This window comes from Propionivibrio sp. (assembly GCF_016790145.1).
GTDB lineage: Bacteria > Pseudomonadota > Gammaproteobacteria > Burkholderiales > Rhodocyclaceae > Propionivibrio.
Genome location: NZ_JAEUOI010000026.1, coordinates 61,934 through 83,177, shown reverse-complemented (window position 1 = coordinate 83,177; position 21,244 = coordinate 61,934). Strand labels below are relative to the sequence as shown.

26 protein-coding genes are annotated in these 21,244 nt (G+C 55.4%); 15 read left to right on the top strand and 11 right to left on the bottom strand.

All coding sequences use genetic code 11. The features are described 5' to 3' along the window. The first annotated feature begins 7 nt into the window (after window positions 1-7). From JNM42_RS03000 to motD, 3 genes are read left to right on the top strand one after another with little or no spacing between them, the layout of a single operon-like run. Window positions 8-760 (top strand): RNA polymerase sigma factor FliA, encoded by a 753-nt coding sequence (locus JNM42_RS03000; RefSeq protein ID WP_294265938.1) that lies wholly within the window; start codon window positions 8-10, stop codon window positions 758-760. Beyond that, complete coding sequence (locus JNM42_RS02995) at window positions 747-1,487, top strand: flagellar motor protein (protein ID WP_294265934.1); 741 nt, start codon at window positions 747-749, stop codon at window positions 1,485-1,487. The genes JNM42_RS03000 and JNM42_RS02995 overlap by 14 nt, the downstream gene beginning before the upstream one ends. Window positions 1,488-1,490: 3 nt before the next feature. Continuing rightward, a complete protein-coding gene (gene motD, locus JNM42_RS02990; RefSeq protein ID WP_294265932.1) occupies window positions 1,491-2,321 on the top strand; it encodes a flagellar motor protein MotD in 831 nt (276 codons plus the stop codon). Here motD and JNM42_RS02985 read toward each other — a convergent pair whose 3' ends face one another. The 3 genes from JNM42_RS02985 to flgA all read right to left on the bottom strand — a co-directional run bounded on the left by JNM42_RS02985 (window position 2,322) and on the right by flgA (window position 3,901). Then, window positions 2,322-2,810 (bottom strand): flagella synthesis protein FlgN, encoded by a 489-nt coding sequence (locus JNM42_RS02985; RefSeq protein WP_294265929.1) that lies wholly within the window; start codon window positions 2,808-2,810, stop codon window positions 2,322-2,324. Window positions 2,811-2,812: 2 nt separating this feature from the next. After that, window positions 2,813-3,103 (bottom strand): flagellar biosynthesis anti-sigma factor FlgM, encoded by a 291-nt coding sequence (gene flgM, locus JNM42_RS02980; protein ID WP_294265926.1) that lies wholly within the window; start codon window positions 3,101-3,103, stop codon window positions 2,813-2,815. Between the two features lie 96 nt (window positions 3,104-3,199). Next, on the bottom strand, window positions 3,200-3,901 hold the full coding sequence (gene flgA / locus JNM42_RS02975; RefSeq protein ID WP_294265923.1) for a flagellar basal body P-ring formation chaperone FlgA: 702 nt from the start codon (window positions 3,899-3,901) through the stop codon (window positions 3,200-3,202). 203 nt (window positions 3,902-4,104) lie between these two features. Here flgA and flgB point away from each other — a divergent pair, with 203 nt between their 5' ends. The 12 genes from flgB (at window position 4,105) to JNM42_RS02915 (ending at window position 15,590) form a co-directional block, all read left to right on the top strand. Then, window positions 4,105-4,509, top strand: a complete 405-nt coding sequence (gene flgB, locus JNM42_RS02970) for a flagellar basal body rod protein FlgB (RefSeq protein ID WP_294265920.1) — start codon at window positions 4,105-4,107, stop codon at window positions 4,507-4,509. A 2-nt stretch (window positions 4,510-4,511) separates the two neighbouring features. Continuing rightward, a complete protein-coding gene (flgC, locus tag JNM42_RS02965; protein WP_294265917.1) occupies window positions 4,512-4,916 on the top strand; it encodes a flagellar basal body rod protein FlgC in 405 nt (134 codons plus the stop codon). Window positions 4,917-4,935: 19 nt separating this feature from the next. Continuing rightward, a complete protein-coding gene (locus tag JNM42_RS02960; RefSeq protein WP_294265914.1) occupies window positions 4,936-5,619 on the top strand; it encodes a flagellar hook assembly protein FlgD in 684 nt (227 codons plus the stop codon). 15 nt (window positions 5,620-5,634) lie between these two features. Then, window positions 5,635-6,870: a flagellar hook protein FlgE gene (gene flgE, locus JNM42_RS02955; protein ID WP_294265911.1), complete on the top strand. Its 1,236-nt coding sequence runs from the start codon at window positions 5,635-5,637 to the stop codon at window positions 6,868-6,870. A gap of 41 nt (window positions 6,871-6,911) precedes the next feature. Continuing rightward, window positions 6,912-7,655 carry a flagellar basal-body rod protein FlgF gene (flgF, locus tag JNM42_RS02950; RefSeq protein ID WP_294265909.1) on the top strand — a complete coding sequence of 248 codons (744 nt, stop codon included), beginning with the start codon at window positions 6,912-6,914 and terminating at the stop codon, window positions 7,653-7,655. Between the two features lie 14 nt (window positions 7,656-7,669). Further along, a complete protein-coding gene (gene flgG / locus JNM42_RS02945; protein WP_294265907.1) occupies window positions 7,670-8,452 on the top strand; it encodes a flagellar basal-body rod protein FlgG in 783 nt (260 codons plus the stop codon). A 10-nt stretch (window positions 8,453-8,462) separates the two neighbouring features. Then, window positions 8,463-9,125: a flagellar basal body L-ring protein FlgH gene (locus JNM42_RS02940; protein ID WP_294265904.1), complete on the top strand. Its 663-nt coding sequence runs from the start codon at window positions 8,463-8,465 to the stop codon at window positions 9,123-9,125. A 46-nt stretch (window positions 9,126-9,171) separates the two neighbouring features. Beyond that, window positions 9,172-10,263: a flagellar basal body P-ring protein FlgI gene (locus tag JNM42_RS02935; RefSeq protein ID WP_294266001.1), complete on the top strand. Its 1,092-nt coding sequence runs from the start codon at window positions 9,172-9,174 to the stop codon at window positions 10,261-10,263. Window positions 10,264-10,465: 202 nt separating this feature from the next. Next, window positions 10,466-11,404 (top strand): flagellar assembly peptidoglycan hydrolase FlgJ, encoded by a 939-nt coding sequence (flgJ, locus tag JNM42_RS02930; protein ID WP_294265899.1) that lies wholly within the window; start codon window positions 10,466-10,468, stop codon window positions 11,402-11,404. Window positions 11,405-11,465: 61 nt separating this feature from the next. Beyond that, complete coding sequence (gene flgK / locus JNM42_RS02925; protein WP_294265896.1) at window positions 11,466-13,682, top strand: flagellar hook-associated protein FlgK; 2,217 nt, start codon at window positions 11,466-11,468, stop codon at window positions 13,680-13,682. Then, window positions 13,657-15,039: a flagellar hook-associated protein FlgL gene (gene flgL / locus JNM42_RS02920; RefSeq protein ID WP_294265893.1), complete on the top strand. Its 1,383-nt coding sequence runs from the start codon at window positions 13,657-13,659 to the stop codon at window positions 15,037-15,039. Before flgK ends, flgL begins: the two co-directional genes overlap by 26 nt. A gap of 8 nt (window positions 15,040-15,047) precedes the next feature. After that, window positions 15,048-15,590 carry a hypothetical protein gene (locus JNM42_RS02915; protein WP_294265891.1) on the top strand — a complete coding sequence of 181 codons (543 nt, stop codon included), beginning with the start codon at window positions 15,048-15,050 and terminating at the stop codon, window positions 15,588-15,590. A gap of 19 nt (window positions 15,591-15,609) precedes the next feature. Here the strand turns inward: JNM42_RS02915 and fliR are convergent, their stop codons facing one another. From fliR to JNM42_RS02875, 8 genes are all read right to left on the bottom strand, one after another. Continuing rightward, a complete protein-coding gene (gene fliR, locus JNM42_RS02910) occupies window positions 15,610-16,389 on the bottom strand; it encodes a flagellar biosynthetic protein FliR (protein WP_294265888.1) in 780 nt (259 codons plus the stop codon). 6 nt (window positions 16,390-16,395) lie between these two features. Next, the gene (gene fliQ, locus JNM42_RS02905) at window positions 16,396-16,665 is read right to left on the bottom strand and encodes a flagellar biosynthesis protein FliQ (protein ID WP_294265885.1); all 270 of its coding nucleotides are present in this window, start codon (window positions 16,663-16,665) and stop codon (window positions 16,396-16,398) included. Beyond that, the gene (fliP, locus tag JNM42_RS02900; protein ID WP_294265882.1) at window positions 16,662-17,423 is read right to left on the bottom strand and encodes a flagellar type III secretion system pore protein FliP; all 762 of its coding nucleotides are present in this window, start codon (window positions 17,421-17,423) and stop codon (window positions 16,662-16,664) included. The genes fliQ and fliP overlap by 4 nt, the downstream gene beginning before the upstream one ends. Next, window positions 17,410-17,745: a flagellar biosynthetic protein FliO gene (gene fliO / locus JNM42_RS02895; RefSeq protein WP_294265878.1), complete on the bottom strand. Its 336-nt coding sequence runs from the start codon at window positions 17,743-17,745 to the stop codon at window positions 17,410-17,412. Before fliO ends, fliP begins: the two co-directional genes overlap by 14 nt. 367 nt (window positions 17,746-18,112) lie before the next feature. Then, window positions 18,113-18,550, bottom strand: a complete 438-nt coding sequence (fliN, locus tag JNM42_RS02890; protein WP_294265875.1) for a flagellar motor switch protein FliN — start codon at window positions 18,548-18,550, stop codon at window positions 18,113-18,115. Further along, window positions 18,543-19,547 carry a flagellar motor switch protein FliM gene (gene fliM / locus JNM42_RS02885; protein ID WP_294265871.1) on the bottom strand — a complete coding sequence of 335 codons (1,005 nt, stop codon included), beginning with the start codon at window positions 19,545-19,547 and terminating at the stop codon, window positions 18,543-18,545. Before fliM ends, fliN begins: the two co-directional genes overlap by 8 nt. A 6-nt stretch (window positions 19,548-19,553) precedes the next feature. After that, window positions 19,554-20,099, bottom strand: a complete 546-nt coding sequence (locus tag JNM42_RS02880) for a flagellar basal body-associated FliL family protein (protein WP_294265868.1) — start codon at window positions 20,097-20,099, stop codon at window positions 19,554-19,556. Between the two features lie 95 nt (window positions 20,100-20,194). Beyond that, window positions 20,195-21,211: a flagellar hook-length control protein FliK gene (locus tag JNM42_RS02875; RefSeq protein WP_294265865.1), complete on the bottom strand. Its 1,017-nt coding sequence runs from the start codon at window positions 21,209-21,211 to the stop codon at window positions 20,195-20,197. Window positions 21,212-21,244: the final 33 nt, after the last annotated feature.

Below are 21,244 nucleotides of genomic sequence, written 5' to 3'. Positions count from 1 at the left end.
TCAAACCATGTATAACGCGGCTGGTCAGATCAGCAAGGATCAATTGGTACAGCGCTTCGCTCCGCTCGTAAAGCGCATCGCCTATCATTTGATGGCTCGATTGCCTTCCAGTGTCCAGGTCGACGATCTGATTCAGAACGGCATGATGGGCTTGCTTGATGCCATAAACCGCTTTGAGGCAGGGATGGGCGCTCAGTTTGAAACCTATGCGGCGCAGCGTGTGCGCGGCGCCATGCTTGATGGTTTGCGCGAGAACGACTGGTTGCCACGCAGTCTGCGCCGAGATTTTCGCCGCATTGAAGTTGCTATTTCCCAACTCGAGCAGGAGTACGGACGCACGCCTGGCGAGCAGGAACTTGCCGATGCGCTGGACATGACACTTGCCGATTATCAAAAGATGCTGCAGGAAGCACGCGGGCATCAGCTAATATCCTTCGAGGACCTGGTCGAAGACGGCGATGAGAATTTTCTCGAGCGGCATTTGACCGACAACGCGAGCGAGCCGTCAAGGATTCTGGAAGATGAAAGTCTGCGTCAGATGCTGGTACAAGGCATCGAGTTGCTGCCCGAACGTGAAAAATTGATGATGGCGCTCTATTACGAGCAGGATCTGAACCTGCGCGAGATCGGAGAAGTCATGGGTGTGACCGAGTCGCGTGTCTGCCAGTTGCACAGTCAGGCGGTGGTCAGACTGCGTGCACGGATTTTTGGCCATGCCGGAATCAAGAACATGAAAGCCAGGCAGAATGGACAAAATTAGCGTTCTCGGTTTGTTGCTCGGAATTGTGGCGATCATTGGTGGTCAGCTTCTGGAAGGGGGGCATGTCGCTTCGCTATCGCAGCCAACCGCTCTGCTGATCGTGCTTGGCGGCACCATGGGCGCGGTCATGCTGCAAAGCCCGTATGCCACCTTCGTGCGCGGCGTGCGCATGGTTCGCTGGGTATGGTATCCGCCGGTTGTGGACTATCTGCAATTGATCAAACAGGTATCGAGCTGGAGCCAGGTTTCCCGGCGTGAGGGGTTGCTGGCTCTGGAAAGCGTGATCAGCCAGTTGAAAGATGATTTCGCCCGCAAGGGTTTGCAATTGCTGGTTGACGGAGCCGAGCCGGAGCGTTTGCGTGAAGTGCTTGAGGTTGAGATCAGTACCTATGAAGAGGAAATGAAGCTCTCTGCAAGAATCTGGGAGGCGGCCGGCGGTTACTCACCAACCATCGGCATTCTGGGTGCCGTGATGGGCCTGATACACGTGATGGAGAATCTTTCCGACCCGTCCAAGCTTGGTGCCGGGATTGCCGTTGCCTTTGTCGCAACGATCTACGGCGTCGGTCTGGCCAATCTGGTTTTTCTGCCGATGGCCAACAAACTCAAGGCGCATATCAATCGTCTGATCGTGCAGCGCGAAATGATTGTCGATGGGCTGGTGGGAATCGCCAACGGCGACAACCCGCGCATCATCGAAAGTCGCCTCCAGGGTTATATCTTTTAGTTTATGGCTCGCCGTAAACGCCTGGAGGAGCATGACAACCACGAGCGCTGGCTGGTTTCGTATGCGGATTTCATCACCCTCCTGTTCGCCTTCTTTGTCGTAATGTACGCGCTCTCTACGGTCAATGAAGGAAAGTATCGAATTTTGAGCGACTCGATGTCCAGCGCCTTTCGCAATGTGCCAGTCAATAGCTCGTCGCCATTGCCGCCTGCCGTGACCTTGCCAATCCAGGTGATTCAGAAGCCGGCTGCGGCCGCCAAGGCGCAGGAAGCCGTTAAACAGAAGCAGCGCGAAAAGATGAGCAATGTCGCCAAGGATATTCTGGATGTCATGGCGCCTCTCATTGAACAAGGCAAGGTGCGGGTGATAGAGACAAGCCGGGGCGTGACCATCGAGATCAACGACAGCATCCTGTTTTCACCCGGACAGGCGCTGCTGCAACCCGCTCTGGTGAAGGCCATGGGGGCGATTGCCGATGTCCTGGCGCCGACTGATTTCCCGATTACCATCGAGGGGCACACAGATAACGTGCCGATCAAGACCACGCAGTTTCCCTCCAACTGGGAGCTCTCGGCGGTTCGGGCAACGACGGTTTTGCGTTTGTTTGCCGATTCCGGTGTCGCGGCTGAAAGATTGACGGCGATTGGCTTCGCCGATACGCGCCCGGTCGAACCGAACCTGCTGGCTGATGGACGGGCGCGCAATCGCCGGGTGACAATACTCATCGACTCGGCGGTTCCGGAAAAAGGAAAAGAGGTCGATCTGCAGGCGACATCAACTGCAGAAAAGAAGCCCTTGCCGGCAGCGGAATCACGGCCAGCGACGCCACAGTGACTACACTGCGTCGTTGATCCGCGTGTTACCTGTCGTTGTCGATTGCCCATCCGGGCCGTAGAGCGCAAGCGAGTTTTTTCCACCCTGCAGTGCTTCAAGCGCCTTGGCGTTGTATTGCATGCGGATCTGGATCAGTTCGCCGTTGAGACGATTCAGCTCGCGTGCCTCGCCGGCCAGCGAAAGAATCCTCGACCAGGCAGCAGCAACGTCTTTTTCGTCAGGATGTTTTGCGCACCAGGCCTCAATACCAGCACGATCGGCGTCGAACCCCTGCGCGGCAAGTGAGGCGTTGCGTTGTGTCGAGAGGGTGTTCAGATGGACGGCAAGCTTTACCTTGTGCGCGGCAAACGCAGGCAATTCATCGGTGTTTCCACTGCTCAGTGAAGTCTGCTCAAGTTTGAGTAGTTCTGCGAACTGCTGAACTGCTTCAGCCTCGGCCACCAGGGTCTGCAGAAAGGCTGTCGATCCAGGCGTCTGTGTTTTTGCCAAAATCAGGCCTGCAGCCGGGAATCAACGAGCTCCCTGGCGGAGGCAATCAGGCGCTCGGCAATGGCACCGGTGTTGATCGTGAATCGACCCTCCGAGATAGCCTGCTTGATTTCCGAGACGCGAACGGCATCAAATGCCTGTTCATCATCTGAGGCGCTTAACTGGGCAGCAAGGGTGCTCAACTGTACGTCGTCGCTGGTTGCCGTTACTGCTTTGCTGCCGGAATGACCAGGGGCCTCTTTGACAAGCGGCGCACCTGCGCCTGGAGGTTTGGTCGAACTCTCGATCTTCATGACAATGCCTCAAATGGTTTCTTGCTTAGACGTTTTATCGGCTTCAAACGGTGGAACTTTAGCACTATTTTTCGCGCTGGATCGGTCTGCTGCAACTTAATTGGATACTTCCACGATGCCGCCAGCGCGGGCGATTCCGCTGACGGTCTGGCCGGAAGACGTGCGTACCTGAACAAGCTGGCCGGCGAGCGCATTGTTGAGCGCCTTGCCCTCACTGCTGACGCTGAATCCAGGGCCATTCGACACCGTTTTTACATTCTGACCCTGCTGCACAGCCCATGGGGCAATCAGCAGGTCGCTGCGCAGTGGCTGGCCGGCGGCAAACCCGTTTTTAACGGTTTTACCGATGGCCTGTGCCTGATCGGTAATGATGTTTGCCGGCAGCGTGCTTAGATCGCCACTGCGAACAACGATATCGGCAGCACTGATCACATAACCGGCAGGCATCGTACGTGCGGAAATCAGGTAGTTGCCGCTGACGTTCACCTTGACCGGAACATAGATTGTCCAGTTCGAAGGGCCAAGACAGCGAACACCAACGGTTGAATTGCCCCACAGCTTGCTTCCTGCCGGGAGAAACGGCTCGAAGGCCGAGCACTCCGACAACTGGGTGCGCGCATCAAGCTGGCCAATGCTGTAAGTGACCTTGCCGGGCAAACCCTGCGTCTGAATGCGCAGATAGTCATCCAGGGTGCTGTAAAGCGTGGTCTGGGCGTGCGCCAGCAGCGGGATCAGCAGTAAGAGCCAGAAAAAGCCTAGGATCTTGCCCAGAAGTCGACTGAAGGGAAGAAAGTTCATGGCGCTATTTTGCCTGATCACGGCGCGATAGCGAAGCAATCCGATCTGGCCAGCCATCCTGATGCCCGGCGACCCGGCAATATTTGCCGATTATCCGGCTGATGATGGCCATGCTGGCCTGATAGTGGCTGTTTTAGAGCATTGTGATTCATGGCGCGAAAATTGCTCACGATGTGGGTGGCAACAATAAACATGGAGTTTTCGTGGTCAGCAAAATCGATAATGCGCTTTCATTGCAGCAACAGGCCCTTGGCTTACGCGCCTCTCGGCAGCAGATTCTGGCAGGGAATATCGCCAATTCCGATACGCCCAATTACAAGGCGCGAGACTTTGATTTTTCAGCCGTATTCAAAGCGACGCTTGCCGGCCTGGGGGGGGGCAACCTGCCGCTGGCCAAAACTGCTTCACGCCATTTGCCGGGCAGCACAGACGCCAGCCCGACGCGTCTGATGTACCGTACTCCGGTGCAGGCCAGTGCGGATGGCAATACCGTCGAGATGGATGTAGAGCGCGCTCAGTTCTCCGAAAACGCGGTTCAGTACGAGGCCGGTCTGACATTCATTTCGAGTCAGATCAAAACGCTGATGGCAGCCGTCCAGGGGCAATAATCATGAGTGTATTCAACGTCTTCCATATTGCCGGCAGCGCCCTGACGGCACAGGCCATGCGACTCAACGCGGTGGCCAGTAACCTAGCCAACGCAGACAGCATCGCCGGCCCGGACGGCAAGCCTTATCGTGCCAAGCAGGTAGTTTTTGAAGCCACTCCGGTGAATGGTCAGGTCGCTCAGGGGGTACGCGTCAAACAGGTTGTCGAGGACGCCAGCCCCGGACGCCTGGTCTTCGACCCGCGCAATCCTGCCGCCGATGAGAAGGGCTACGTGATGATGCCCAATGTGAGTGTAGTCGATGAAATGGTCAACATGATTTCAGCATCGCGCTCGTATCAGACCAATGCCGAAGTCATGAATACCGCCAAGCAACTGCTGATTAAAACACTGACGCTTGGCCAGTAGGCTGAACAAGGAGAACCCCATGTCAACCGTGCAAGCAACGACTTCTTCCAGTGACCCATTCGCGGCGATTAACGCGGCAACGAAAAGCAGTTCGAAGGCGTCGGCTCCGACTGCCGAGGATCCGCAGGATCGATTTCTGAAACTGCTGGTCACCCAGTTGAAGAATCAGGATCCCCTGAATCCCATGGACAACGCCCAGATGACCAGCCAACTGGCACAGATGAGTACCGTTTCCGGTATCGAAAAACTCAATACCACGCTGAATTCGCTGGTCGACAGTTTTGCCAACAGCCAATCCATGCAAGCGGCGGAAATGATTGGCAAGCGCGTTCTGGTTGCCGGTTCGCGGCTTCCTCTGGCCAGCGGCCAGGCCTATGGCGGCATCAACCTCTCTGCTGCGGCCGACCAGGTGAAGCTGAGTATTCTCGATGCCGCCGGGCAGGTCATTCAGACTCAGGATCTCGGCGCCCGTGACGCCGGTGTTTTCGATTTTGTCTGGGACGGGATAAACGACGCGGGCAGCAAGGCGCCGGACGGCATTTACAGGTTTTCGGTTGATGCAAGACAAGGTGGCAATAAAGTGACTGCCGACCCACTGCAAATCGGCACAGTTTCTGCTTTAGTTCGGTCAAAGAGCGGGTTCCTGCTCGATCTCGGGGCGCTCGGGACGATTGATTTCAAGAACGTGCAACAGATTCTTTAAGGTCAGGAGAACGATATGTCATTCCAACAGGGTTTGAGCGGGCTGAACTCCTCTGCAGCAGCACTCGATGTGATCAGTAACAATATTGCCAACGCCAATTCGGTGGGGTTCAAGTCAGCGACGGCCCATTTTGCCGATGTCTTTGCCAACTCATTGTCGGGTAGCGGCGCCGCGCAGATCGGCATCGGGAGCACGATCAGCGGCATCCAGCAGAATTTTACTCAGGGCAACATTACGGCGACCAACAATCCGCTTGATATTTCAATCAACGGGGGCGGCTTCTTTCGCATGGATCGTAACGGAGATATTACCTATTCCCGCGCGGGTCAATTCCATCTGGATAACGCGGGGTACATCGTTAATGATACCGCCTTGCGCTTGACGGGCTATCCGGCTGATGCCAATGGGGTAATATCTGCATCCAGCCCGGTCGATATACAGATTTCAGCCAGCCAGATCCCGCCACGTGCAAGCAATGATCCTTTGGCTGGCACTATCACCGCTGCGCTCAATCTGAATTCACAAAATGGAGTTCCAGCGGTTACGCCCTTCAATTTCAACAATCCGCAGACCTATAATTATTCGACATCCCTGTCGGTGTTCGACACCCTGGGTGTCGACCACAACTTGACCATGTATTTTCAGCGGGCGTCTGCTGGCGGCCCGTGGAATGTCTATGGCACACTGGATGGGGCAACGCCGCAAGCCTTTCCCGCGCAACTAGCTTTCAATACCTCAGGCGTCTTGACGACGGCGATGCCGCTGGTGCTCCCCTCGTGGGCGCTGACGACGGGAGCGACTACCCCGTGGTCCCCAGGCAGAATTGATTTTTCCGGCAGCACGCAATTCGGCAGTGTATCGAGCGTTGATCGATTGACCCAGGGCGGCTACAGCTCAGGCAGTTTGACCGGCTTGAGTGCGGGAGCGGACGGTATCGTACAGGGTAGCTACAGCAATGGTCAGACACGCAATCTCGGGCAAATTGTTCTGGCCACTTTCGCCAATCCCAATGGCTTGAATTCTCTGGGCAATAATCAGTGGGCACTTTCATCGGTTTCCGGTCCGGAACTGGTCAGTGCTCCGGGAACGGGTAGTCGCGGTGTCCTGCAATCGGCGTCGATTGAGGAGTCGAACACCGATTTGACGGCGGAACTGGTCAATTTGATTACCCAGCAGCGAAACTACCAGGCCAATGCGCAAAGCATCAAGACACAGGATCAGATTCTGCAATCGTTGGTCAATCTGCGCTAATCCTACTGAATTACTCTGAAACTGGAAATGGATAGGACAGCATGGATCGCCTGATCTACACCGCAATGACGGGCGCCAAGCAGGCTTTCGTGCAGCAGGCTGGCGTTGCGAATAACCTGGCCAATGCCTCGACGGTCGGTTTCCGCGCCATGGAGCACAAGTTCCGTGCGGTGCCTATCCAGGGTGAAGGTGCGCCGACGCGCGCTTTCGTGGTCGATGCTTCGGTAGCCAATGTATTCGATCAGGGGCCGCTGATGGCCACCGGTCGTCCGCTCGATGTGGCGGTTCAGGGTTCCGGCTGGATTGCGCTGGAAGCGCCCGATGGGCGCGAGGCCTACACTCGTGCAGGAAACCTGCAGGTCAACACCAACGGACAACTGCAGACCGCCGCTGGCTTGAACGTGCAGGGTGAGGGTGGGCCGATTGCCATTCCTCCGGACAACAGCATCACGATCGCTACCGACGGCACGATTTCTACCGTTCCACTCTTTGGCTTACCGAATAACGTCTCTGTTGTCGGGCGCATCAAGCTGGTTAACCCGCCCGAAAACGAGCTGGTTCGCGGTGACGACGGGCTTTTTCGTACTCGGTCCGGAGCGTCAGTAGACCTTGATGAAAACGTAAAAGTTGCCCCCGAAACGCTCGAAGGCAGCAACGTTAACCCGGTTGATGCCTTGGTGAGTTTGATCAGTCTCTCACGCCAGTTCGAAATGCAGATAAAAATGCTGCAAACAGCCGATACCAATGCCAACAAGGCCAGCCAGATTCTTTCGATGAATGCCTGACAGGACTAGAACACATGATCCGTTCCCTATGGACTGCACGTACCGGCATTGATGCCCAGCAATTAAGCCTGGAAGTGATTGCCAATAATCTGGCCAACACCAGTACCAACGGTTTCAAGAGTCAGCGACCGGTTTTCCAGGATTTGCTCTATCAAACCTTGCGCCAGCCTGGAGCCCAGTCGTCGATTTCAACCCAGATCCCCTCCGGACTGCAAATCGGTACCGGGGCAACCCCGATAGCGACAGTAACCAATTTCAGGGAGGGTTCCCTGCAGGCAACTGCAAACCCCCTTGATGTGGCGATTAACGGGCAGGGCTTTTTCCAGATTTTGTTGCCCGACGGAACGACCGCCTATACTCGGGATGGTTCGTTTCAAAAGGATAATCAGGGCCAGATGGTGACTTCCAGCGGATACCCGATTCAGCCAAGCATCACCATACCGAACAACGCCCTGACCGTCACCATCGCCAATGATGGTGTTGTCTCTGTCACGCAGTCGGGGACGACGGCCACCACGCAAATAGGAACTATTCAAGTTGCCACCTTCATCAATCAGGGCGGCCTGGAGAGAACCGGGGAAAACCTCTATCTGGAAACCGCGTCGAGCGGAACGGCGACGCCGAACACGCCGGGTTCCAATGGTGCGGGGTATTTGACGCAGAATTATGTAGAGACGTCAAACGTCAATGTCGCTGAGGAACTGGTGAGCATGATCCAGACCCAGCGCGCTTATGAGATGAATACCAAGGTGGTTAGAACGGCAGATGAAATGCTTGCACGCCTCGGTCAATTGTAATGGGACGACGATGAAAAACTGGCTGTTCCTGATGCTTGCCGGATTGGCTATCAGTGCCTGCACAACCGTGCCGCCGACCAACGTGCATCAGCCCATGACCGCACGCCCGGCGCCAGCCACTGATAAACTTCCGGCCTCTGGCACCATTTACCAGGCCGGTGCTTCGCGAACGCTGTTTGAAGATCGTCGCGCGCGTTACGTCGGCGATACGATGACCATCTCCATTGCCGAAACCACCTCGGCGGCGACCAAGTCGGGTACCAATGCCAGTCGTTCCACCAGTATCAACGCTGCTGTGCCATTAGTTGCCGGCTTGCCGGGTAAATCCTTGCAGGGAATTGGTCTGGAGGCCACGGGCTCAAACACTTTGGCTGGAAAAGGCGACGCCGCCGCCAACAATGTCTTTACCGGAACGATTACGGTTACCGTGATTGAAGTGTTGCCTAACGGCAACCTGCTTGTATCCGGCGAAAAACAGGTGTCGATCGGCGCCGGAACCGAATACATCCGGCTCTCGGGTGTCGTGAATCCGTATTTCATCAATGCGGCGAATACGGTCAGTTCGGGGAATGTGGCCGATGCCCGGATCGAATACAAGGAGAGCGGCGTGATCAGCGAAGCGCAAGTCATGGGCTGGCTGGCACGATTCTTCCTGACCTTCCTGCCCTTCTAAGGAGTCTGTCGTGAATACCATCCGAACCGGCAAGTTTCTGCGTCTCGTGGCAATTCTTGCCTGTTGTCTCTTGCCGGTTTTCAGTGGCGCGGCGTGGGCGGAACGAATCAAGGATCTGGCCTCGGTTCAAGGCATTCGCAACAACCAGTTGGTCGGCTACGGACTGGTTGTCGGTCTTGATCGCTCAGGCGATCAGACGACGCAGACGCCATTTACCGTTCAAAGCATCGTCAACATGCTGGCACAGTTGGGTACCACCTTGCCGACGACGATAAACCTGCAACTCAATAATGTGGCTGCGGTCATGGTCACTGCCAACTTGCCGCCTTTCGCCAGAATCGGTCAGCAGATCGACGTCACCGTATCGTCGATGGGCAACGCCAGGAGTTTGCGCGGCGGTACCCTGGTGATGACGCCGCTAAAGGGTGCCGACGGACATATTTACGCCCAGGCACAGGGCAACCTGCTGGTCGGGGGTGCCGGAGCAGCGGCTTCCGGGAGCCGGGCAGTGATCAACCATCTGTTGGCCGGGCGAATTATTGCCGGAGCCACGGTCGAGCGAGAAGTGCCAACGGCACTGGGGCAGGGGGCGTTTGTCCATTACGAAATGAGCAACGTAGATTTTGGTACGACGCAGCGTGTCGTCGAGGCGATCAACCGCGAGATGGGGGCCGGGATGGCACAAGCGATTGACGGACGACTGATTCAGGTCAATGCCCCTTTGGATAGCAATGCGCGGGTGGCCTTCATGGGGCGCATCGAGAATCTTGATGTGCGTCCGATGCGATCGGCGGCCAGGGTGGTCGTCAATCCGCGCAACGGATCGGTGGTGATGAACCAGACGGTTACCATTGAATCCTGTGCCGTCGCGCATGGGGCGCTTTCAGTGGTGGTCAATACCGAGCAGCAGGTGAGCCAGCCGAACGCGTTCGCAGGTGGTCAGACGGTGACGACCTCACAGTCCGAGATTGAAATCAAGGCCGGGGGCGGGGCGCTGATGCAATTAAAGGCAGGCGTCAATCTTTCCGACGTGGTCAAGGCGATCAATGCGCTTGGCGCGAATCCACAAGACCTGATATCAATCCTGCAGGCAATGAAATCGGCAGGTGCCTTGCGGGCGGAACTCGAAGTAATCTGAGTCAGTTGGCCGGGCGGCAATCAATACGGACATTTTCAGTCTTCAAGCTGTGCAGGCTGATGTTAATCTGCTTTCGAAGCATGGCACGGAAAGATAACCCGTTGACGCCCAGCATAAGTTATTCATGCAGGGTTCCTGCTGCTCTGAGCGATAAGCTCGCTTACCAATCTTTCCAGGTGCGGAAATTGCTTTGAGTCAGCTCATGAAAGCTGAAAACCTCGACGCCAACCATTTTGTCCTTGATCCCAAGACGACAGCGGATCTGCGCGTCAATCTCAAGAAAGATCCGCAAGGCGGTGCGAAACAGGTGGCGCAGCAGTTTGAAGGCATGTTGTTGCAGATGATGCTAAAGAGCATGCGCGATGCAACGCCGCAGGATGGTCTGCTGGACAGCGATCAGACCCGATTCTTTACGAGCATCATGGATCAGCAACTGGCTCAGAATCTTTCGGCCAGGGGTTCGCTGGGTTTTGCCAAGCTCATTGAGCAACAGCTCGGGCGCAATCAGGCCAACGTCTCCGGCAAGTCGGATGCCGCGGTTTCTTCGCTGGAGGTCATGCAACAGGCCTTGCTGGCCCGACAAACGGCACCCTACTCGGGTGCGGGTGCAGAGCGAATCCGTAGCGCACCGGCAGCAGGTAGCGAATCTGCAGAGTCGGCGGGTGCTTCGGGTGGCGCCAGTGACTTTGTCAATCGTGTCTGGCCACACGCCGTTGAAGCGGCTAACGGTATCGGCGTGCCGCCTCAGTTCCTGGTCGCTCATTCGGCACTTGAAAGCGGTTGGGGAAAAAGCGAGATCAAAACGGCCAATGGCTCACCCTCTTACAACCTTTTCGGCGTAAAGGCCGGTCGCAGTTGGCAAGGTCCTTCGGTTGAGGTGCAAACCACCGAATATGTCGATGGTGTCGCCCAGTCCTCCCGTGAAAAATTCCGTGTTTATGGCTCCTACGCCGAGGCATTCCGAGATTACGCCAGTCTGCTGAAAAATAACCCACGATTTTCCGCTGTTCTGGGTCAGAAAGATGGCACACAGTTTGCACGTTCTTTGCAACAGTCGGGATATGCCACCGACCCCATGTATGCCGACAAGCTCAGCCGGATCATCAACGGCACCACGCTACGGCTGGCTCTGGTCAGTTAGCGAGTAAAACTTAATTATTTGGCAGAATTGCCGTTAGTGTCATGAAACAGGAGTCCTCTGCATGGGAACAGGAATCATCAATACGGGTATTAGCGGGCTACAGGTGGCTCAGCTTGGCCTGCTGACGACCGGGCATAATATTGGCAATGCCAATACGCCAGGGTTTAACCGTCAGCGCACTATTCAGGCGAGCAATATCGCAACGTTGACCGGGTCGGGTTATATCGGTCATGGCGCGCATGTGTCGACCGTTGAACGCCTGTATGACAGTTTCCTGTCGGCGCAGGTGAATCGTGCACAAACCACCAGCAGCGAGCTTGATGTTTACTATACCCAGATCAAGCAGATCGACAATATGCTGGCCGATCCGAATGCCGGAGTATCGCCGGCTTTGCAGGATTTCTTCCGGGGTGTTCAGCAGGTGTCAGCCAACCCGTCGCAGTTGCCAGCCCGGCAGGCCATGGTCTCTTCAGCCCAGGCGCTGGTTGCCCGCTTTCAGGGCCTGGCCGACCGGATCGACCAGATGTATGGCGACGTTAATAGTCAGGTCACGACGGCGGTTGCTTCGATCAATTCGTACTCCAAGCAGATTGCCAGTCTCAACGAGGGTATCGTTATTGCGCGGTCTTCCCTCAGCCAGCCACCCAATGACTTGCTTGATCAACGTGATCAACTGGTGCTTGAGCTGAACAAGCTGATCAGGGTAACGACGACGAGCAATACTGACGGCACCTACAATATCTACATCGGAAATGGGCAGCAACTGGTCACCGGGTCTCAAGTGATGACCATGACGTCGCTGCCTTCGCTGGCTGATCCGTCGCGCTTTGCAGTAGGTCTGAAAACCGCTGGTGGTACGCAGGAGTTGCCCGAATCGCTGATTACCGGGGGAAGTCTTGGCGGTTTGCTGAGTTTTAGAAGCGGTTCTCTTGATCGCGTCGCCAACGATCTCGGCCGCAATGCCGCTTCGCTGGCATTGACTTTCAATGCTCAGCATGCGCTTGGGCAGGATTTGCTTGGGCAATCCATTGGCAGTGCAAATTTTGCGGCCAATTTTTTCACCGTATCGCAGCCAACGGTCATCGCCAGTACGGGCAATAGTATCGTTACACCGGCCACAATCTCCGCTTCGCTGGTTACGCCACCTCCGATCGATGGCAGTTATGCTTTGGCCTTGAACGGTGCCGGAACACTCTATACGCTGACGCGGCAGTCGGACGGAACGGCCTGGACAGGAGCAACGCTGGCGGCATTGCAGGCGGCGGTGCCAGCGACTGAAGGCTTGGCCTTGACTGGCGCAACAGTCGCTGCTGGTGCGACAACGCAGGTAGTTAGCGCTGCCGCGAACGGAGCCAACTTTTACACCAGACTGACCAGTTCCGATTATCGCCTCGACTACAACGGCGCCAATTACACGATGACGCGCTTGTCTGACAATACACAATGGTCCAACGCCTCGCTGGCGACCCTGTCGTCGACGCTAGCCGGAAGCGAGGGGTTCTCGTTTTCTGTCGCGGTCGGAACGGTAGCCAGCGGTGATTCCTTCATCATTCAACCGACGCGGGCCGCAGCAAAGACTATTTCGGTCAACGCCACGGTGGCTGCAGATGCGCGATTGATCGCGGCAGCAATGCCAGTCCGGACCGCAGCCGCCAGCGCCAATACCGGTAGCGGAAAAATATCGGCAGGTGATTCGCTGCCTGGCTTTGGAACGCCGGCGATTCCGGCAGCAGGCATTACGTTAACCTATGGCAGTGCCGGCAATACGCTCACCCTGGCAGGTCTACCGGCGGGCGCCAATATTTCCGTAACCGTAGGCAGCACCTCGACCGTTTATCCTGGGCCGACCATCCCCTATACCTCAGGTGCCAAAATATCTTCGGCGAGTGTCAGTTTCGACATTTCAGGAAACCTGAATAATGGTGATGTTTTTACTCTGGGAAGAAATCCGGGCGGGGTGTCCGACGGGCGGAATGCGCTAACGCTGGGCGAACTCCAGACGCAGAACACCATGTCGGGAAAGTCGGCAAGCTACCAGTCGGCTTATGCCCAGTTGGTCAGCGATGCCGGCAACAAGTCACGTGAAATCGAGGTCAAAAGTAAGGCGCAGAGCGCTTTGCTGAAACAATCCAACGATGCGCGGGACGCACTCTCGGGCGTCAATCTCGATGAGGAGGCGGCGAACCTGCTGCGCTATCAACAGGCCTATCAGGCATCAGCAAAGACGCTGGATATCGGCAGCAAGTTGTTCGATGTTCTGCTGTCGATCCATTCCTAGGGAGATTTTCATGCGTATCAGTACGAGTCAAATTTACGACGCCGGCGCGCTCAACATCCAGCGCAATCAGAGCGCTTTATACAAGTTGCAGAACCAGTTGTCGACCGGTCGCCGTGTTCTCACGCCGGAGGATGATCCTGTCGCAGCGGCACAGGCATTGATTGTTACCCAGTCACAGGAGGTGAATGCACAACAGCTGGAAAATCAGGGCAACGCCAGCAGCCAGTTGGGGCTGGTCGACAGCCAACTGAGTTCCTTGACCGATCTGCTGCAGAATGTAAGAGAACGCGTTGTACAAGCGGGTAATACCGGTACGCTCAATAATTCTGATCGACAGACGATCGCTACCGAGCTTGAATCCCGTCTCGGCGAAATGCTCGGCATTGCCAACAGTCAGAATGGATCCGGCGATTACCTGTTTTCCGGTTACCAGGGGTCGACACTGCCTTTTGCCATCAATGCCGCACTTCCCGCCGTGCCTCCGGCAAACACATCACCCGTCGGATATTTCGGCGATGCAGGCGAGCGCTTGCTGCAGGTCTCATCGTCCCGGCAGATCGCCGTCAATGTGTCGGGTAGCGATGTATTCATGAACGCAAAGGGGGGGAACGGCACCTTTGTGACCTCGACTGGCGGGAACCTTATTGCGCCGGCAGGAGCCAACAAGGGATCGGCGACCATCGATGCCGGCTCGGTACTCGATCAGCAGAAGTGGCAGCTTGCCCTGAGTGGCTATGGCTGGTCGACTCCGGCTAATCCCGCAATCCAGATCCGATTCTCCGTGGTAGCCGGTGTGACTTCATATCAGTTATATGACATTTCAACGCCAGCGACTCCGGTAGCGATCAGCACTGCGGCTTCGTTCACCCCGGGGCAGGCCGTCCCTCTTGTTACGACAAGCCCGCCGGCAGCCACAGTTACGGATTTTGGTTCCCAGGTTGTCGTGCACGGGCAAGCAGCAGACGGTGACACATTTACAATCAAACCGAGTAGTAGTCAGAGCTTGTTCCAGACAATGCAGAATCTCATCGGAATCCTGCGCTCCCCTGTCGGATCAGCAAGCAATACTACAAGCGAGTATACCAATGCGCTTGGAGGTCAGTTGTCGAATCTTGATCAGGCGTTTGAAAATGTCAGTCGAGTACAGGCAACGGTGGGAACTAGAATGCGCGAACTTGACTCGCTGGGTGATACGTCAAGTGATCTGGAAATCCAGTATAAAACAACCTTGTCCAAGCTTCAGGATCTGGATTATGCTAAAGCGATCTCCGATTTTACTTTGCAGAAAACTTATCTGGAGGCCGCGCAGCAGTCCTTTGTAAAGATCAGCGGTATGAGCCTTTTCAACTACCTGTGAAGAATGACATGCGAACCTTGCTGGCTGCAGCATTATTGATATCGCTTAGCGCGTGCACCGGATATGAACCGATCGGGAAAGTCAGTACGGTCAATACCTTTACGGGTGATCTTCGCACCCAGCCTGCGCTGGAAGTGACGCCGAGTATCGAAATTTCTACCGAGACCGCTATCGGAGCAACTGCTATAGGCGTATTTGGACTTCCATCAACTGCCTTGGGTATGACTGTGCCAACAATCCCAGCAGGTAATGCCGCATTGCTTTACATAATTTATGATCCCCTGGCGCCCAATTGGACTATCAAGGAAAGGCCGCTTAACCAGGATACTTACTACTTCGCGCTAACCGCCAAGAGCTTCAGAACCGGTGGCGACGGTGAGTCGATCCAGATTATCAAGCGCCGTGCTTTACAGCTTCAGCGCGAAAGGGGTTACGCTGGCTATCGTATTCTGGATTACACTGAGGGGATCGAGTCAAGCACCCCGCTGACGCACCGTGTCTCCGAGGGTACTATCCAGCTTGTAAATACGCAGATCCCACCGCGGCGCTAGGGTAGTTCAAGTCGGGGCGTTATTTGATTACAAAATAGCCCAGCATCGACTGCAGTCCGAACTCGAACATTTGTTGAAGCGGCGTACTCAGGTGCGACATGCTGACCAGCAGTGCGGCAAAGCCCAGCATAATGGTGACCGGAAAGCCGATCGCAAAGAGATTGAGCTGAGGTGCGACACGTACGAGCACGCCGAGGGCAATGTTGGTGATCAACAGCGCTACTAGAATGGGTAGAGACAATAAAACAGCGGAAGAAAATATAATTCCACCTGCATTGGCGATGTTCAACCAGCTTGCGTTTGCGAGTGAAGCCGTTCCGATGGGCAGGACACTAAAGCTCTGCGCCAGTGTGGCGATAACCATGAGATGGCCATTGATAGCCAGGAAAGTCAGCAAGGCGAGCATGCCAAGAAACTCTGAAATTACGGGGGTCTGGGCAGCGCTCTGCGGGTCAAATGACGTTGCGAAGCCTATCCCCATCAGGTTGCTGATCGCATTTCCAGCCAGATCAACGGCGCTAAACACAAGGCGCAAGGCAAACCCCAAAGCGAAACCAATGACAATTTGTTGTGCGAGGATCAGCAGCCCCGGTGCGGAGGCTGGATCGACGGCGGGGATTGCTGGAAGCACCGGTGTGATGGCGATAGCGATGGCAAGGCCGAGCACAAGACGGACTCGCGGTGGCAGTCCTATATTGTTAAATGGGGGTGCGGAAGCAAGGACTGCCAGGATGCGCGCCAGAGGGAAGAAAAAGGCGGCGACCCAGGCGTTGATCTCGGCCGAAGTGAAGCTGATCATCTCCGGCTAGCCGATGAGTTGTGGAATGCTCTCGAACAGCCGCCGAATGTAGTCAACCATCATTTGCAGCATCCAGGGGCCGGCCAGGATAAGCACTATGAATATCCCCACCAGCTTCGGGACAAACGAGAGCGTTTGCTCATTGATCTGTGTCGCGGCCTGAAAGATGCTGACAATCAGGCCAATGACAAGGGCGGACAACAGCAAGGGTCCGGAGAGCACCAGTGTCATCTCGATGGCCTGCCGGCCAATATTCATGACCAGTTCAGGCGTCATGTCGCAAAACTCATGACCAGCGAACCCAACAGCAGATGCCAGCCATCGACCAGGACAAATAGCATCAGCTTGAAGGGCATCGATACGATCACCGGCGACATCATTACCATGCCCATCGAGAGCAGCACACTGGCCACCACCATGTCGATGATCAGGAAGGGAATGAAGATGATGAACCCGATCTGGAAGGCGGTTTTCAGCTCGCTGGTGACGAAGGACGGAATCAGGACGCGCATCGGGATATCGTTCGCCGACTCAAGTGCGGGCAGCTTGGCCAGCCGCGCAAAAAGGCCAATGTCGGCTTCGCGCGTTTGTTTCAGCATGAAGCTGCGCAGCGGCACTGCACCGCGTTCGACCGCCTGAACAAAAGAGATGCGGTTTTCTGAAAGCGGCTGGTAGGCATCGACATAAATCCTGTCGAGTACCGGTGACATGATGAAAAATGTCAGGAACAGCGCGAGACCGACCAGTACCTGATTGGGCGGCGAGGTTTGCGTACCCAGTGCGTGTCGCAACAAGGAAAGCACGATGATGATGCGGGTAAAACTGGTCATCATCAGCAGCGCGGCTGGAATGAAGGTCAGGGCCGTTAGCGTGAGCAGCGTCTGGATTGAGAGCGTATAGGTCTGGCTGCCACCGGCACCGGGTGTGCTGGTCAGTGCCGGCAGCCCGCCGGCTTGTGCCCACGCCGCCAGCGGGGTGAGCAAGATGAGCAGGGTGAGTAGTGTGTTGCAGCGGGTGCGCCTAATTGTTTTCATTTTTGCGCTCGCTTATCTGCTTCAACCACTGGCCAAAAGGCTTTTCGCCGCTGTTGCTGGCGGCAAGTTCACCCTTGGGAAGGGTGTGCAGGGTTTTGATCTGCCCTGGGGCAATGCCGACAATAATCCATGTGTCGCCGACTTCGATCAGGACGATTCGCTCCCGGGTGCTGATCATCAAACCACCGACGACGCGCAAGGGGCCGCTGTTGCCAAAACTTCTTCCGCCATTCAGCTTGCGTAACAAGTAAGCACCAAAGAACAGGATGCCGATGATCAGCGTCAGGCCGAGCAGCATTTCCAGTATTGCTGCAGCGGGCACTCCAGGCGCCTCAACAGCCGAAGCTTGTGCAAACGAGTACGTTGACAGCAGGGTGAGCACCAGAGCGCTGGCGCCGCAGGTGCATCGTTGTGAAAATCTGGAATGTCGAATCAATTCAGTCGGCCAGTTGCATTCTGGTCACTATCTTAAAGCATGCGAGCGTAAGGTGAAACCTCTGAAAACGCCACTCAAACTGCAAAGCCGCAAAGAAGCAAAGGCGAACAAAGGAAGTTCAGAGAAATGCCTGATTAACCCCTTGTTCGCAATGGCATTCTCTGCGGAAACTTTGTCCCTTCGCGACTGAATACTTGCTTCGGTCGCCTCGACGAAGATGGAGGTCAAAGCAATTACTTATCGGCCTCTATGTCTAACGCCCGACTTTTCTCATTCGTTCTGACGGGGTGATGATGTCGGTGAGGCGGATACCGAATTTGTCGTTGACCACCACCACTTCGCCTTGTGCGATCAGTGTTCCGTTGACAAAAACGCTCATCGGTTCGCCGGCCATCGCATCAAGTTCAACGACCGAGCCGTGGGCAAGCTGAAGAAGATTCTTGATGGTGATCTTGGTGCGGCCCAGTTCGACGGCGATCTGAACCGGAATATCCAGGATCATGTCGAGTTCGTTCATCATGGACGCTTTGCCGTCAGTCTCGCCAAAGGCGGGAAATATTTGTGCGGGTTGCGCATTGGCTGCTGGCGCCGTGTCGGCAATGGCTTGCTCGGCCATCGCTGCAGCCCAATCATCATCAGCACTTGGTTCTGCTACGTTCGGGCTCTCGCCATTTCCGACCTGTTCAGCCATTTTGTCCTCCCTGAGCGATTTCTTCGCTGTCCGGCGTTATGAATCGTTCGATCTTGAGCGCGTACTGACCGCCCTGCTGACCATAGCGGCATTCCATCAGCGGAACATCGTCGACACTTGCGATGATTTTTTCCGGAATGCTGATCGGAATGATGTCACCGGTCTTCATTTTGAGGATCTGGCCCAGCGTGACTGTTGTTGTGGCGATTTGCGCAGCGATTTCGACTTCAGCATCTTTCAGTTGTTTGCGCAACATGATGATCCAGCGTTGATCGGTTGACAACTGATCGCTTTGCATCGAGCTGTACAACAGGTCTCGGATCGGTTCGACCATCGAGTAAGGAAAGCAGATATGCATGTCGGCTACAGTTCCGCCAAACTCCAGCGAGAATGTCGTCGAAATAATGATTTCGGATGGGGTCGCAATATTGGCAAACTGCGAGTTCATCTCTGAGCGGATGTATTCAAAGGAAATGTCGAATACCGGTTTCCATGCACGTGAGTACTCCTTGAACACGACATTCAGTAGCCCCTGAATGATGCGCTGTTCAGTCGGCGTGAAATCGCGACCTTCTACTCGTGTATGGAAGCGACCGTCGCCGCCGAACATGTTGTCAACTACGAGAAAAACCAGATTGGGATCGAGAACGAACAGCGAGGTGCCACGAAGCGGCTTGGCGGCGACCAGATTCAGGTTGGTCGGGACAACCAGATTGCGGATGAATTCGCTGTATTTCTGCACACGGATCGGACCGACCGAAATCTCGGTTGCGCGATGCATGTAATTGAACAGACCGATGCGCAGGTAACGGGAGAATCGTTCGTTGATGAGTTCGAGCGTCGGCATGCGCCCGCGGACGATGCGCTCCTGCGTTCCCAGGTTGTAGGCACGAACATCACCCTCGCCGTCATCAGTGATTTCAGGCTCGTCGGACTCGCCGGTGACACCCTTGAGAAGTGCGTCAACTTCGTCCTGGGAAAGAAAGTCGGTTGCCATGGCTGGTTATTGAATGATGAACGAGGTAAACAACACTTCCCTGACCGGGCCATCGCTTCCCTTGACGCCTGGATCAAGAATTCCATTCATCAGGCTGCGAACTTCGTTGGCCAGGGTTTCCTTGCCCTCCTTGGTAATCAGTTCAGAGGCCTTTTTCCCGGACAGAAGCATCATCACATCATTGCGCAATTTTGGAGTGTACATCTTGAGTCTGTCACCCACATGCGAATCCTCGACTTCAGCCGTAATCATCAGTTGCAGAAACTGATCTCCATTCTCTGGAACAAGATTGACGGTAAACGCGTCAAGCGCAACATAAACCGGCGCTACTTCCTTGGCGCCTTTCTTCCTGTCGGATTTGACTTTTTCGGTAGCCACTTCGCTGTCATCGGTTTCCTGAGAGCTATGCATCTTCTTCCAGATGATGATACCGCCGATGCCTAGTGCGAGAACCAGCACCAAGGCGGCAACGATGATAATCAGCAGTTTCTTGCTCTTTTTGGGTGGTGCAACTTCAGCGACCTCTGCTTCAGGTTTGGCGTCCCTGGCCATGTGCGAAATCCCCTCTTACTTTGTAATTCAATAACGCCGAGCCGGATTCAGGCTATTGCTCATGCATGAAATCGCCAGGACTCCGTGCAAGACGATCAGGCAAAAATATCAACCAGCCCATTGCCATGCTGCGCAGAAAACGCACGGGCTGACAGTAAACCAGCCGAATCTGCGCCAAGTATAGCGTTATCGGCAACCCATCGGGATGAACTTCGCTGTCCATCCCCGTTTCCGTGTTGCTGCCTGAACGACTCTGCACTGACATTGGTCTGCCCCAACTCGATTCCGGCACTGGCAAACATTTCGCGCAATCTGGGCAACGCCGTTTCTATGGCATCCCGAACTTCCGCGTTTGCTGAAACGAATGATGCGCTGGCGTTACCCTTATCAAGGTTCAACGATATCTCTATCGGCCCCATATGCGGAGGGTTTAGGGTGATTTGAGCCGCCTGCTTGTCGCTGGTTGCGAGCCACACGATTTTCTGAGCAAAATCTACAGGCCAGCTTTGATCGCGGATTGGTGTTGAAAGGGGTAGCGAGACATCGTGGTTTGTCAGGAGGGTTTGCGCATTTACTGGCGGAATTCCTGCGGGTTCCGAAAGGGCATTCGGCAGACTGTCGGCTAAAATGGTTTTTGCTGTTATCGGCGCGGCACTTGGCAAAACAGAGGCGGGAACGGCAAATCTTGCCGGTTTGTCATCAGCAGAAGGTGCCGCGGTCAGTGCGGGTCCAGTCCCCGGGGGCTCGGCCTTGCCTTCAGCTTTGAGGCTTGGCCCAGCGCTTGTTGATATGTGTAGTTCGGTCAATACGTCCTGAGCAGTCTTGTTGATCTTGCCGATATCGGACAGCGAGGTGTCTGTGTTAGCCCCTGGATTCTGCGTAACAAGCCCCAGTACGGCCAGGATTGAAGCGGTATCGCCTGGCGCTGAGTCAGCAGGTAAATCCTTTTCCACGGTGGTCTCGGGGAGGCTTTCCGGCACGATGGGAGCGATCTGGCCCAGCAGCAGGCTGGCAAAGTCCAGACCGCTTGCTGTGCTATCGCTGACCGGATCGTTTTCTGCTACTGTGGGCTGCGTTGGTGCGGGTACCGTTGAAACTATGGTCACGGACATGGTCTTTCCTTGCGGGCAAGTGTTGCTCTTTTT

Coding starts and splice junctions, on each gene's coding strand:
- JNM42_RS02960 (WP_294265914.1), top strand. CDS start 4,936: ATGTCAACCGTGCAAGCAACGACTTCTTCCAGTGACCCATTCGCGGCG.
- fliP (WP_294265882.1), bottom strand. CDS start 17,423: ATGAAAACAATTAGGCGCACCCGCTGCAACACACTACTCACCCTGCTC.
- flgF (WP_294265909.1), top strand. CDS start 6,912: ATGGATCGCCTGATCTACACCGCAATGACGGGCGCCAAGCAGGCTTTC.
- flgC (WP_294265917.1), top strand. CDS start 4,512: ATGAGTGTATTCAACGTCTTCCATATTGCCGGCAGCGCCCTGACGGCA.
- JNM42_RS02880 (WP_294265868.1), bottom strand. CDS start 20,099: ATGGCCAGGGACGCCAAACCTGAAGCAGAGGTCGCTGAAGTTGCACCA.
- flgE (WP_294265911.1), top strand. CDS start 5,635: ATGTCATTCCAACAGGGTTTGAGCGGGCTGAACTCCTCTGCAGCAGCA.
- flgA (WP_294265923.1), bottom strand. CDS start 3,901: ATGAACTTTCTTCCCTTCAGTCGACTTCTGGGCAAGATCCTAGGCTTT.
- flgJ (WP_294265899.1), top strand. CDS start 10,466: ATGAAAGCTGAAAACCTCGACGCCAACCATTTTGTCCTTGATCCCAAG.
- fliM (WP_294265871.1), bottom strand. CDS start 19,547: ATGGCAACCGACTTTCTTTCCCAGGACGAAGTTGACGCACTTCTCAAG.
- fliQ (WP_294265885.1), bottom strand. CDS start 16,665: ATGACGCCTGAACTGGTCATGAATATTGGCCGGCAGGCCATCGAGATG.
- flgM (WP_294265926.1), bottom strand. CDS start 3,103: ATGAAGATCGAGAGTTCGACCAAACCTCCAGGCGCAGGTGCGCCGCTT.
- JNM42_RS02940 (WP_294265904.1), top strand. CDS start 8,463: ATGAAAAACTGGCTGTTCCTGATGCTTGCCGGATTGGCTATCAGTGCC.
- flgK (WP_294265896.1), top strand. CDS start 11,466: ATGGGAACAGGAATCATCAATACGGGTATTAGCGGGCTACAGGTGGCT.
- JNM42_RS02995 (WP_294265934.1), top strand. CDS start 747: ATGGACAAAATTAGCGTTCTCGGTTTGTTGCTCGGAATTGTGGCGATC.
- JNM42_RS03000 (WP_294265938.1), top strand. CDS start 8: ATGTATAACGCGGCTGGTCAGATCAGCAAGGATCAATTGGTACAGCGC.
- fliR (WP_294265888.1), bottom strand. CDS start 16,389: ATGATCAGCTTCACTTCGGCCGAGATCAACGCCTGGGTCGCCGCCTTT.
- flgL (WP_294265893.1), top strand. CDS start 13,657: ATGTTCTGCTGTCGATCCATTCCTAGGGAGATTTTCATGCGTATCAGT.
- flgG (WP_294265907.1), top strand. CDS start 7,670: ATGATCCGTTCCCTATGGACTGCACGTACCGGCATTGATGCCCAGCAA.
- JNM42_RS02875 (WP_294265865.1), bottom strand. CDS start 21,211: ATGTCCGTGACCATAGTTTCAACGGTACCCGCACCAACGCAGCCCACA.
- JNM42_RS02915 (WP_294265891.1), top strand. CDS start 15,048: ATGCGAACCTTGCTGGCTGCAGCATTATTGATATCGCTTAGCGCGTGC.
- fliN (WP_294265875.1), bottom strand. CDS start 18,550: ATGGCTGAACAGGTCGGAAATGGCGAGAGCCCGAACGTAGCAGAACCA.
- motD (WP_294265932.1), top strand. CDS start 1,491: ATGGCTCGCCGTAAACGCCTGGAGGAGCATGACAACCACGAGCGCTGG.